This is a genomic window from Providencia manganoxydans (genome assembly GCF_016618195.1).
Classification (GTDB): Bacteria; Pseudomonadota; Gammaproteobacteria; order Enterobacterales; family Enterobacteriaceae; genus Providencia; species Providencia manganoxydans.
In genome coordinates this window covers 2308948-2321806 of the sequence record NZ_CP067099.1, presented here as the reverse complement: position 1 = coordinate 2321806, position 12859 = coordinate 2308948, and the positions used below count along the sequence as shown (strand labels likewise).

Annotated in this window: 10 protein-coding genes; 5 read left to right on the top strand and 5 right to left on the bottom strand. The window is 38.8% G+C overall.

The genetic code is table 11. The annotated features are described in order from the left end of the window. Positions 1–15: 15 nt before the first annotated feature. The 3 genes from ydeE to JI723_RS10305 form a co-directional block, all read right to left on the bottom strand. A complete protein-coding gene (gene ydeE, locus JI723_RS10315) occupies positions 16–1209 on the bottom strand; it encodes an efflux MFS transporter YdeE (RefSeq protein ID WP_272579838.1) in 1194 nt (397 codons plus the stop codon). 289 nt (positions 1210–1498) lie between these two features. Then, positions 1499–2338 (bottom strand): glutathione-dependent disulfide-bond oxidoreductase, encoded by an 840-nt coding sequence (gene yghU / locus JI723_RS10310; RefSeq protein WP_140180058.1) that lies wholly within the window; start codon positions 2336–2338, stop codon positions 1499–1501. A gap of 48 nt (positions 2339–2386) precedes the next feature. Then, complete coding sequence (locus JI723_RS10305) at positions 2387–3544, bottom strand: iron-containing alcohol dehydrogenase (protein WP_272579839.1); 1158 nt, start codon at positions 3542–3544, stop codon at positions 2387–2389. A 314-nt stretch (positions 3545–3858) separates the two neighbouring features. On the opposite strand from JI723_RS10305, the gene JI723_RS10300 reads away from it, so the two are divergent. Both JI723_RS10300 and JI723_RS10295 read left to right on the top strand, forming a co-directional pair. Beyond that, positions 3859–5031 (top strand): anthrax toxin-like adenylyl cyclase domain-containing protein, encoded by a 1173-nt coding sequence (locus JI723_RS10300; RefSeq protein ID WP_272579840.1) that lies wholly within the window; start codon positions 3859–3861, stop codon positions 5029–5031. Between the two features lie 189 nt (positions 5032–5220). After that, positions 5221–6105: a 4Fe-4S binding protein gene (locus tag JI723_RS10295; RefSeq protein ID WP_319066075.1), complete on the top strand. Its 885-nt coding sequence runs from the start codon at positions 5221–5223 to the stop codon at positions 6103–6105. Positions 6106–6280: 175 nt separating this feature from the next. Here the strand turns inward: JI723_RS10295 and JI723_RS10290 are convergent, their stop codons facing one another. Further along, positions 6281–7174 carry an alpha/beta fold hydrolase gene (locus JI723_RS10290; RefSeq protein ID WP_272579842.1) on the bottom strand — a complete coding sequence of 298 codons (894 nt, stop codon included), beginning with the start codon at positions 7172–7174 and terminating at the stop codon, positions 6281–6283. 520 nt (positions 7175–7694) lie between these two features. Here JI723_RS10290 and JI723_RS10285 point away from each other — a divergent pair. From JI723_RS10285 to JI723_RS10275, 3 genes are read left to right on the top strand one after another with little or no spacing between them, the layout of a single operon-like run. Next, positions 7695–8906, top strand: coding sequence for a hypothetical protein (locus JI723_RS10285; protein ID WP_319066077.1), 1212 nt, complete (start codon positions 7695–7697; stop codon positions 8904–8906). A gap of 59 nt (positions 8907–8965) precedes the next feature. Continuing rightward, positions 8966–10000 (top strand): autotransporter outer membrane beta-barrel domain-containing protein, encoded by a 1035-nt coding sequence (locus tag JI723_RS10280; RefSeq protein ID WP_319066078.1) that lies wholly within the window; start codon positions 8966–8968, stop codon positions 9998–10000. After that, entirely contained in the window at positions 9975–10532 is a 558-nt protein-coding gene (locus tag JI723_RS10275; protein ID WP_319066079.1) for an autotransporter outer membrane beta-barrel domain-containing protein, read from the top strand. The genes JI723_RS10280 and JI723_RS10275 overlap by 26 nt, the downstream gene beginning before the upstream one ends. Before the next feature lie 97 nt (positions 10533–10629). Here JI723_RS10275 and JI723_RS10270 read toward each other — a convergent pair whose 3' ends face one another. Next, on the bottom strand, positions 10630–12816 hold the full coding sequence (locus JI723_RS10270) for a glycoside hydrolase (protein WP_319066080.1): 2187 nt from the start codon (positions 12814–12816) through the stop codon (positions 10630–10632). Between the last annotated feature and the right edge of the window lie 43 nt (positions 12817–12859).

The following is a 12859-nucleotide window of genomic DNA, read 5'->3' as shown; positions in this document are numbered from 1 at the left end:
CACCCTTAAGTGTTGTCATGATTCAATTTTCAACGGACTTTTGGGCTTTACACTCATCCCTTTTAGCATGCTCATCCAGGCCAAAACGGTGACTCCCATCAATATGATAAATATAGTTTTAGGTGGGAATTCAGTTAAAACAACCCCTGTTAACATGGGGTTAAAGGCGCCACCTAATAAGCCAAGTGCTTGTGCAGAAAAATAGCTCGATTTCATGCCTTCAGGAGCAATATTATCAATTAGCATATATTCACCAGGCGCATAAATAATCTCACCTAAAGTAAACACAAACGAAGCAAACGCCCATAGATAAAGATTTTCACCTGCCTGCATAAACGTTGCTAAACCAGCAACAAAAAATACCGTTCCAATAGTCATATAACGCTTTAAATTATCGCGATGTAAACGTTTACCAACAACATATTGTAAGGTCACTACGACAATTGCATTCACAGGAAGAATAACGCCGATAACGGATTGAGCAAAATCACTGTTTGCAACGGTTATCACATATTGTGATATCCAAGTCATAAACGAGCCAAACACTAATGATCCGAGAAAGGTAGATAAGATAAACCAAGCCAATGCGCGATCGTAGAGCATTGCCATCGGGTTCCACACAACGGATTTACCTTCTGTATTTTGTAACGGCTTTACACTTTGTACAAAACGTTGCACAAAGAAAATGGGCAATGCTGCGGACACGGCTGCTAGCCAGAAGGGTAAATTAATACTATACATGAGCAGCCAAGTGCCTATTGGAGGGCCAACAGTCCAACCAATATTGAGGAAGGTATAGTTAAGCGAGAAGACCTTAGCTTTAATATTAATTGGTAATGTATCTGAGAAATAACCTTTTAATACGGTGGCAAATACAGAATATGAACAGTTAATCAGTGAAAAAAACACTACCACTAATGCCGCATGATTAGTGAGTGGAATGGCAATAAAACCGCAAATAAACGCGATGATAGCAATAAGCATACAGCGCTTTTTATCGACCCGATCAGCCAAAATACCAAATACAATGCTAAACAGTACACCGACTGTTAAGGCTAATGACATGGCAAATCCGACAATATCAATTGCCATTTGATATTGTCGCGTGAGGTATATTGCCATAAAGGGCAATGTTGCGCCGCGCCCAATGGTCAATAGCAGTGACGAACAGAGTAAGGCACTATTTGAGATATTTGATTTTGACAACATGAACTCACGATCCAGATTTTATTATTATGATGTTGTGATTATAGATATAAACTACCGAATTTTGTGGTCACTGGAAATCGCTTATGTGCTATGAAAATCAAAAAATAGAAAAACAAAATATTCCATCATACCTATCTGGGATTACGATTTTAAAGATAGAAAATAGTATGTAAGTAGTTATTTTTCTAGATTATCCTACTGCTGTTTTTTTATGCATGAACGCATTAAGGATCATCAAGCCTTACAATTTACAGTGTAAGGCTTGATGGGAGATTATAACAGGGTTGGGTTATCGTAAATCACTGGCATCATGGCGTTCACGCACTTGTTGTGCAGGATCGCCTTGTAAGCGATTTACCCTGCGGCCACGTTGTACAGCCGGACGTGCATAGACTTCATCAGCCCAACGTATCAAATGTTTATATTCATGTACGCTCAGGAATTCACCTGCATCATATTGCCAACCTTTAACCAAAGCACCGTACCAAGGCCAGATAGCGATATCAGCGATAGAATAATGTTCACCTGCTACAAACTGATTTTGGGCTAAACGTTTATCTAACACATCGAGTTGACGCTTCGTTTCCATGGCAAATCGGTTGATTGGGTACTCAAATTTTTCTGGTGCGTAAGCAAAGAAGTGTCCAAACCCCCCACCTACGAAAGGTGCTGAACCCATTTGCCAAAATAGCCAAGACAACGTTTCTGCACGTTCAGGTTGGGTGGTTGGTAAAAATGTAGAAAATTTCTCGGCTAAATAGGTCAGAATCGAACCTGATTCAAATACACGAATGGGCTGAGAACCACTTCTATCAACGAGAGCAGGAATTTTTGAGTTAGGATTGATTTCTACGAACCCAGAACCGAATTGATCACCATCACCAATATTAATGAGCCAAGCATCATATTCAGCTTCTTTAATACCTAATTCAAGTAGCTCTTCTAACATGATGGTGACTTTTTGGCCGTTTGGTGTTCCTAAAGAGTAGAGTTGTAATGGATGCTTACCAATAGGCAGCTCTTTCTCATGTGTCGCACCAGAAATAGGGCGGTTGATATTAGCAAACTTACCGCCATTACCGGCTTCCCAATGCCAAACTTTAGGTGGCGTATAGGTTGAATTGCTCATTTTATCTCCTAATTAGCGTTCCCACCAGATGAGGTAGGAACGTAAGATTTATAAGGATGCAACATAAACACGGCGACTGATTTCAGGTGTAATATCATGATGTTCACCTAACGCGGTCATACCATTTTTCGTCAAACTCTCGATCAACGGCTCAATAACATCTTGACCAAGGTTATAGTCACTTAAACGTGTTTTGACCTGCATGCGTTCAAAAAACTCGCGTGTTAGTTCAATGGCCTGTAATGCCTTTTGTTTATCTGAACCATCATGAACTCCCCATACTTGTTCAGCATACTGAGCGAGTTTAGCTTGTTTTTGTGGTAATTTCTCAATCAACATAGAAGGTAAAACAATAGCGAGTGTTTGTGCATGGTCTAAACCATATAACGCGGTTAACTCATGGCCTAACATATGCGTCGACCAGTCTTGAGGGACACCAACACCAATTAAGCCATTCAAGGCCAGTGTGGCAGTCCACATTAAACTCGCTCTGATATCGTAGTCGTGTGGGGTGGCTAAGGCTTTAGGACCAATATCAATCAAGGTTTTTAATAACCCTTCAGCAAATACGTCTTGTACCGGCGCATTCGCGGGATAGGTTAAATATTGTTCCATTACGTGGACAAATGCATCCACAACACCATTACTGATTTGGCGTGGTGGAAGTGTAAAAGTTTTTACTGGATCTAAAATGGAAAACTGTGGATAGACACTATCATGCATAAATGCCCGTTTGGATTGTGTCGATTCACGTGTGATCACAGAACCTTTATTCATTTCAGATCCTGTTGCAGGTAGCGTTAAAACGGTACCAAAAGGTAGGGCGGAGGTCACTTTTGCACCACCACTGGTCAAGATGTCCCAGCTATCACCTTCAAAATTAACAGCTGCGGCAACAAATTTGGTGCCGTCAATCACTGAGCCACCACCTACAGCTAATAGGTAGTCATAGCCTTCTTGCTTAATTTGTTCGACAGCCTTGATTAATGTTTCATAACGTGGGTTGGCTTCGATGCCGCCAAATAGGCCAATTTGGCGGTGACCAAGTGCTTTTTCTACTTCATCTAATGTGCCTGTTTTACGGGCACTTTCGCCACCAAAAAGAATCAATACTTTCGCTTCTTTAGGGATCAATCTGTTCAACTCAACGATTTTTCCTTCACCAAATACAATACGGGTTGGGTTATAAAATTCGAAATTGTTCATGTACAGACCTTATTTCAGCATGGGAGGAGTAGGATCCTTCTCGTCAATATGTTCTTAACGATGAAGAAAAGCTTAATGAGATCATTAGGCAGTTGAATGCACTAATCAAATAACTAACCTAGCTATATTCTACATATATTAAGTAAATTTGTATTATCGCAATATGCGATTTTTTATAAATAATTGTAATTATTAATGATTAGGTATTTATTGTTAGTTGTAGGTAGTTATTGGTGCTGCAAAATTATTAAGTGAAAATTTTATTTTTACGAGTAAAAAGGAATGGTGAAAAATGAGTAGATAAGGAGAATTCAATGATTAAATTAAATAATAAACCAATATTACTATTGCAACCAGAAACATCATTAAACCACCAAACAGTAGAATCCACACAAGGTGAGCATATAGATCAACTGGTTAAAAAGGTCAGTGAAACGTCAGGACTTGTCAGTACACATTTAGCTCCTCTGCAAGCTGTTGCACAAACGCAAAACTGTATTATTGGTGTTCGACCTGTTGATCGACTAGCCACAGATCTTATTGCCGCAGGGTATCCTACTAAAAGCTTTCATATTAAAGGAAAAAGTGCTTCATGGGGGGCTCAAGCAGGGTTGATTTGTACCGATCAGCGGTTTAGTAAATTAGAAAATAAATCAACTGAACAAATAAAAAAATACAATCGTTTGATTGAACAATGCATTGCAGAACAGCATGCTGAGTCAGTGCCATTGGCGGTCACTTATGATCGCTTACATACATTATGTCAGCTCAAAGCTATTGATTCTCTGTCACTTGAAAATGAAGATGGCATTATCCAATTCACAGCAACAGCGCCAAGTCTTCAAACGTATCAATTTGAAGCTAAATGGGACGTTGGGTATCAGAGATACCTTGTTTCTTACCATGGAAAACAGCTACAAGTACTTTCACCTAAACAATCGACACTGCCTTTGACAGCGGACTATGATTTGTTACTGATTGGCCCCTGTTTGGAGGATTTTGGCGTAAAAGATAATCTACCAATTCAAGATGTAGCCCATGAAGTTTTCTTACGTCGATTTAGCCAGTATCGTCGCACCTCAACGGATTCAGCGTTATTTCAATACTATAAAGATCCGCAGAATTTTTATAAAAATGAAGATAAAGAAATTGGTAATGCTTCGTTACGTGTTCGTGAAATGATCCCATTGATCAACCAAGCATTGGTTGGTGACGGTGAAAAAGTGGTACATCACAGCATTGATGCGACTAATCCAGTTAGTGAATTAGAGGCTAATTTCCCTGCAACTTTTGCGTTACCCCGAAAGATAGGTCACTTTGACCCATTGTGCATGATCAATACTAAAGAAGAGTTAGTTGAGCTGGTCAAAGCAGCGAAAGCAGAGGGATATCATATTAAAACTAATCCACTATGGGAAAAAGAGTTGCCACAGGTGAGAAGGCCGAGCTTCGACCAAGCGCAACGGAAATTTTCTCTTAATAAATAAAATAATGATTATCGAATGCAAGTGGTATAGAGGGGACTACGCCTCCTGAGCCCGCTTATATTCACAGCATATTACTTGTTTTTACTGATGATTTGATTTGACAACTGATCTGCCTAATCAAAGCATGTTAAGATATTTATCGATTTTAAGCGTTATTTTGTTTGTTGCTAGGTCATGGAGTTTAGTTATATGAGGCGTTTTATTCGTGTGGAGCTTCCACCTGAACCCGTTATCAATGATAAATGTGTAAGAAAACGCCTCAAAAATAGCGTTTGTGACAGCTGTGCACAAGTTTGTCCTGTCGATGCGATTGCCTTTGATACTATGGATGCGGTAATCAATAATCAACTCTGTTATCAATGTGGCAATTGCTTATTTTCTTGTCCTGTTGATGCGATTGATAACATTTCGCCCCATGAACGTACCTATCAGAACAATCATTTAGTGATCAGCCATGATGAACCTTTAGCCAGCGTAGAAGAGCTACTGGTTTGGCATAAGCAATATCAAATCGATGGGATAGAAATTGCGGAACCGTTAGTTGATAAGTGGTTACCTGTATTAGCGGCACTAAACTTAAAGCTTAAAACACTTCAAGAGCCTGTTTGGCAATTGATCATGACGCAACCCCCCGAGGTAGACAGTGGTCGTCGTTTAATGTTTTTCCGACAAAAGTTAGACGAGGTACCTTTAAATAAAGGGCAAGTACGTACAGGACTCAATGCACGTAAACAGTTCTATCCGCAAGACAGCTGGTTCCATATTGAGTTAGATCCGGAAAGTTGCATTCTTTGTGGCGCTTGTGCCAAAGTTTGTGATGAGCAAGCGATTACTTTTGGCAATCACCAATTTAATTTTGATGAAAAGCGGTGTACAGGGTGTATGAGCTGTCAGGTGGTTTGTTTTCCTAAATCGCTCCAAGTTAAACCGCAGGTAGCAAAAGACAATGAACCTGTTACTTTTCAATACTACGATGCACATTGTGAACGATGCCGATTACCTTTCTCTGCTTGGCAGCAAAATGAGCGATTGTGCCCAATCTGTATACAACATAAAAAACAGGGCTGGTTATAATGAATAAGACTGTTGACAAACATATCATGTTTGGCGGCAGTCGTTAGAGATTCTGAAATAAACAAGGAAAATCTATTCATTGATTTTCGGCTGATAACACGGAGCGGGAAAAACCACGCTTTATCCTGCTTCGTCAGTAACCTCAATAAGACCGCCTAAGCGGTCTTATTATGAGTTATTCACTACTAGCAGAATTTAAATGTGTAATGATTTTATCTGCTATTAGAGGAATTAATAGTGGTGGCGTTTCATGCCCCATATCTGATATCAAATCAAAAGTAGCATTTGCAATATTGTCGGCAATATCTTTCCCCGCAGCGGTAGGGAACAATGGATCTACTGAACCATGGATCACTAGCGTTGGTGCCGTGATCGTGGTTAGATGAGGACGCATATCTCCCGTAATAGCGACTGCAACTAGCTGACGTTTAGTCCCTTTTGGTGAATAATTGCGTGCTAAGGCTTGCAGTATATAATGACGATAATAAGCTTCGTCGAATGGAAAAAGTGTCGAGCTGATACGCCGATAAAATGCCAATTGACCTTCTAGATACCCATCAAGATCTTCTTTTGGATTTGCACCTGAACTCATCAATAGTTGCATCACGTCAGGCTCTGGCTGTGGTAAAGCAGGGTTGCCTGTACTTGACATAATAGGACATAAACTTAATACGTTTTCAGGCGCTAAAGCCGCAACTAATTGTGCAACCATCCCCCCCATTGAACGACCAATAATATGTGCTTTTTCAATCGATAGTTGGTTTAACAGCCTTAGAACATCTTCCGCCATATCAAATAAGGTATAAGGAATATCAACGTGTTCACCACGTTGTAATCGTTCAATCAATTCAGGAATATTGATCTCAGGGAAATGATCAAAATGGGGTGACAGACCACTGTCACGGTTATCAACACGAATTATATAATAACCTGCATTTACCAGTCGTTGGCAAAAGTCTTCTGACCAACTAATGTTATGGCCACCTAAGCCCGGTATCAATACGACCGCGGGGTTAGCGCGATCGCCAAATGAATCATAATAGAGTGTAATTGGCGCATTATTAGTCATTTTATATCCAAATCTTGTGAATTAGTTTGTTATTTATCGAACAAAAGCATATGCAAAGTAACAATAAAAAAACTTAAAAGTCATCCGAAAACACCTTAACCTTTGCGGTAGCTTAACAAAAGAATTAAAGTTGCAAGCAGAAAAAGTAAAGCAATCGATAGATTCGTGTAAAAATCACTCAAATTTTGATGAGCATTGGCAGGTCAAAGCGGTTTGGGAACAAAATCATTAGCCTTGATTATGTCTTGGCATAGCGGTAATAAATAGAAATACGGAAAACATCCCAATGTTGAGCGACAGTGTCTATTGATTTTTTGATATTAAGTAACACCTTTATTTCTGAAATTCAGACTAAGATTTGATCTGATAATATCGACATTGTGCCATTGCCCGCCTAAATTATATATAGGCGGGTTATTTGTAAATCTATTATGTCGTCAGATCGGTTGTTAATCCTCTCCTTATCTCTTATCTAGCGTTTCATTCACGTGTAACAATTACTCACGAAAAGGTTGCAGTTATGCGTAAACTATTTCGTATTCGTCAACAGATAATACTGAGCATGCTGACTTTTATGGTTGAAACGGCACAAGGAGGAAACTGCACTGGAGAACTGGGGGTTTATGTTTGTTCAGGGGGGATCACTGACAATGACCAAACAATTATTCTACTTGGTGTTAGTGGTAAACCTACCATAGTGACGACAACAGACGGATTTGGCCTTTCAACTCAAAGCAATTATTCCATGATGTTAGCATCTAATGGCAATGGCATAACGTTGATTGATGATTATAAATCAACTATTTCCAGCGTTGGCTTTGGGATGTACGTATCAAGTGAAAATGGCGATCTTTTCGTCAAGCTAACCGGAGATGTCATTAATTTAGGTGATATAGGTCGTGCCGCTATAGCCGCAAGTATTAGTAAAAATGCAGAGGAGCTGACTTTGCAAGTTGCTAATACATTAGTTACTGACCATTATGCGAGTGCAATTAATGTATCGAGTTTTGGAGAGAATGGTAAAAATATTACTTTAATTGCTACAGGGGATACAGTTTCTACAAATGGCTGGGGGATCACAGGCACAAGCTATGCCGATAATGCATATATCACAGCAACTAATATTATTGCTGGTATAGGCGGTATTTCATTTCAAAATTATGGCAATGGAGAAAGCATTATTAATGTCACTGGTGAAATTCACTCTATGGGAAAAAATGCTTATGCTGTCAATATTATTAATAGTGAAAATGCAAAATCATTAATTATTAATGTGAATGATATTTTATCTGAAGGAAGTGGAATTTATGCTGTCGATCTCGGTTCTGGAACTGGATTTATTTCCATTACAACAACAGGATTAGTAACAGCTTTAGGGAATGGTAGTTATGGTATCTTTACTCAAAGTACTAAACCGATCTCTATCAATGTACAACAAGACAGCCTGATTGAAGGATCAGCAACGGGGATTGAGATACAGCCTTACAATGATGTCATCGCTAAGAAAGATGTTGCTATTGAAATCACTAACTCTGGCACTATACGTAATATTTCAGATTTATCGTCATCCAATGCAATCAAGAGTCAATGGGGTATGTATCCTTATGAGGTGACACATACTATTGTTAATAATGGTCTAATCAAAGGGCAAATATTACTGTCATCTCTTACGGGGGACAATATAGCAGGACCAATAATGTTGGTAGCATTTGGGATCTATCTGGGGGAATAAGTTTCCTCGGAAACTCAAAAAGTACATTAGACAACCATGGATTAATAACCGCTGCCAATTTGGAGTCCTTTGGGGGATATCAATCGACAATATTAACAGTAACCAACTTTAATAACTCAGGAACTATCAGTTTAGATAATGCACTAGCGGGTGATAATTTTACACTTGATGGGAATTATATGGGTAACAATGGGTATTTGCTCTTAAATACTGAATTAAATGATGATAATTCAGCTAGTGATTTATTATATATTACAGGAAGTACTTCTGGTTCGACCTATGTAACTATTAATAATGTAGGAGGAATGGGAGCAGCAACACTCAATGGAATACGAGTAATCCAAATAGGTGGAGAATCTAATGGGGAGTTCATTCAAACAGGCCGTATTGTGGCGGGAGCATATGATTATTGGCTAACTAAGGCTAGCAATAATAAAGATTGGAAGTTAATTAGTACTTTTATAGCAGCCGAGAAACCAGAGATAATCACACAACCTATTGAATCGATACCTACAGAAGCGCTGACTCTACCTATCGAACCCGCTCTCTCTACTGAAACAAAGATATCAACTGAACCGACCTTGATTGAAGAGAGTGTTGCAATTGAAAGGCCTGAGCTCGGGATTTATTCGGCAAGCCTATCAACAGCAAATACATTATTTATGCCTTCACTCCAAGATCGTAAAGGTGTCGCTCAAGAAGTTGGTGTGGCATTACGTATTTTCCAACCGTTTGGGATCATGCAAGCTCAATCACAAACTACAAATACCAAAAGACTTAACAATTTATGGATCCGCAGTGAAGGTCGCCACCAGCAAATAAATGATACACACGCTCAACTAAAAACACAGTCTAACAGTTATGTTTTTCAGCTAGGAAAAGATTTAGTACAGTGGGTTGAACAGAAAGTAGCTCGTTTTAGTTTTGGTGTGATGGCAGGTTATGGTGAAAGCCGTAGCAATACTCACTCAAGTCTTTCTCATTACAATGCAGAGGGGATGTTACGCGGTTACAGTTTTGGAGTGTACGGGTTAGGAGGGGCAAATACTGTTGATAATACCGGTTTATATGTCGATACATTGGTTAATGTATAGCCTATTTAACAACACTGTTTCAGGCGAAGGATTAGCAAGTGAACAATATAAATTGAAAGGGATAACTAACTCTATTGAGGCTGGCTATACGCTGAAATTGGCTGAAAACACGACAAAAAATATCGCTTATTTTATTCAGCCTAGTGTACAGTTAATTTGGATGGGAATTAAACCCGATATTCATTACGAAGCAAATGGTACTGAAGTGAAAGGTATTGGTGATGGTAATATTCAATCACGTGTAGGTATTAGACTATTAATCAATGGAGTGAATGTTCAATCTACAGATAAAAATAGCCTGTTTTATTCCTATATTGAAGCAAATTGGAACCATAATAGTAAGGATTTTGGCGTGAGTGCCAATGGTGTCATTAGTACACAGAAAGGGAAAAAGGACACTGGAGAATTAAAGTTTGGTATCGAAGGGCAGTTGAATAACCAATTGAATATATGGGGTAATGTAGGTTACCAAATAGGTAGCCATGGTTATCATGACTCAATACTAATGTTAGGTGTTAACTACCAGTTTTAATCGCTTATTTATAGCGCTATTCGAGCTAAAAACAAGCGTAAAATATGGTCGAATACAGCTTGCTTTTTTTGTCGTTAAACCAGTAACCCATTATCTTTTAAGGATAACTTTGTTTAACGATTTTCCCATTCGATAACATAGCTTTTAATGAACGAGGTGGCACATCATTAAATGGTTTATCGGCAAAATTAGCGATAATCACTGAACCATCGCTAAAGGTGGTTTGTTGTACCCAACCTTCTTTATCGAGCCATGTAAATCCGACTAGTTTTTGATCCCATAATACTTGGTGTATAGGCCGAAAAACACTATCGGATTTGAGCATTGCGGGGAGCCGCTGATTAATCGTCCCTCGACTTAAATTATATAAAGGCGCTGTATTATATAATTGGCTTAATAACTCTCTAGTCGTTTGTACTTCAGGGAATTTGAGGTTATCAAATGTCCAGTGATGTGTGCTAATAATTGCGTCGTGAAATACTGTTTGATAGAGCGGCAGTCGCCAACGCGGATCAAACTCAACGGTTAAATAGGGTTGTTTTAACTTAGCTTTATTAAAAAAAACAGCTGGCTCACTTTCAGGCCACCATGCGCCTAAATAATAAGGTGAATTTTTATCTTTATGGATGCTTTTATCGCCCCAACCAAAACCCCATGTTTCCATTCCATCAGCAAACATAAGATGTTTAGCGGTCACCGCATTACCATCTTCTGAACCTAATGGGATCCGAAGCGTTTTTTCAATCCAACCTAATCGCGCATTACGTGCAGCTGTCATTTGCTCGGCACTCATAGAATTAATATCACTATAGTCATTGACCACCATACCGGTGCCATCGACATCGAGAAATAAGCTATTGATGTGCGACAGTTCAAGTAACGCTTTGATACGCGTTTGTGAATAATCTTGCATACAGTTTGGATTTAAGTAATAGCCTTTTCCCCCAAAGCCAGGGCTTTTTTGTCCATTTTGTTGCACGATGGCACATTTTTGTCGCAAAACAGTAGGAATTTGCGCGGTTAGCCAATGCTCATTGACTCCGATAGGGATCGCGGTGTCATATGAGTCATAAGCTCCTATCAAGTAACCCAATTTTACTGCCTGCTCAACGGCTTCAGGCTGGTAAAAAGTCACTGACCAATTATCAACACCTAGCCATAACTTAGGTAATCCATGAAGGTTCAACTGATTGATTAGTGGAATGGATAAACCTTGCCCCCAATTTTCATTGCCAGTTAGCCATGGTCCAAGTTGTTTTAACACCATGTGTTCTATCTTTTGTGCTTGAATTTGTTGATAGAGTAAGAAATCACTGTCTTCAGGCGTTTTAGGATTAGGCACGACAACTTTAAAAGCTTCATTAAGAGCACTAACTAAATAAGGTTGTTGCCATTTTTCAGGGGGAGATTGTTTGATTTTTTTGAATGCACGTTGTGCATCTTTATCAAGAGCATCCCAAATGGATTTACCTTTAGGTGATTGCAAATATTCATTTAAACCTGACCAGTTTTTAATGTCTTGTTGATCCAATAAACCTTTACCCCAAATATAGACATGAGAGGCACCAATCAATTTATTGCCATCTGGGATATTAAGGAATTTTTGTTGCAAGGTTTTAATTTCATCTATCGATTCTAAATAGCGCCGATAAGCCAATGCACCATCTATTGGACTTTCGCCAATAGAAAGAATGACTTCAAATGGTTGAGTAAGGTTAAATTGGTCAAATATGTGACTAGATGACATCTGCAATTGATTAGCTTGCTCAGAAAAGGTAATTTTATTGCTAAATGGAGTGACAAGTAGCCAACTATATACTTGATTTTGTTGTTGGCTCCATAGCGGTAATTTAAGATCATAATTGGTATCAATCCCGTTTTGTTCATTAATTAAATATTGTCGCCAAATTGGGTTGTTGATAGGAACGTGGCTACCTTCACCGATAGGTAAATAGAGTGCAGAAACAGATTTAGGAAGTTGATACCAATCTAATTTTTGCTGTTTTGAAGTTTGAAAATGCAATCGTAATTGCTGATTTTCGAGATGAGCGGTGACCTGCATTTGTTTATCAGACCAATACCACTGAGCTGTATCTGTCTTGGTATTAAGTTTATCCACCGCAGTTGGTGACATTCCCTCATTAATAAGCGCATTTTTATGCGTTATTTTTAAGGTATCAGGCTCGATATCAAGTAAAAAACCATTATGTTGAAGAGTCAGTGCATATGTGGATGAGCTAAAAACGAAAAAAGCTAAAGCAAGATAGTAAGGATATTTTGTCATGTAAAGGTGAAATCCTATATTTATAAAATATCGCGATATGATT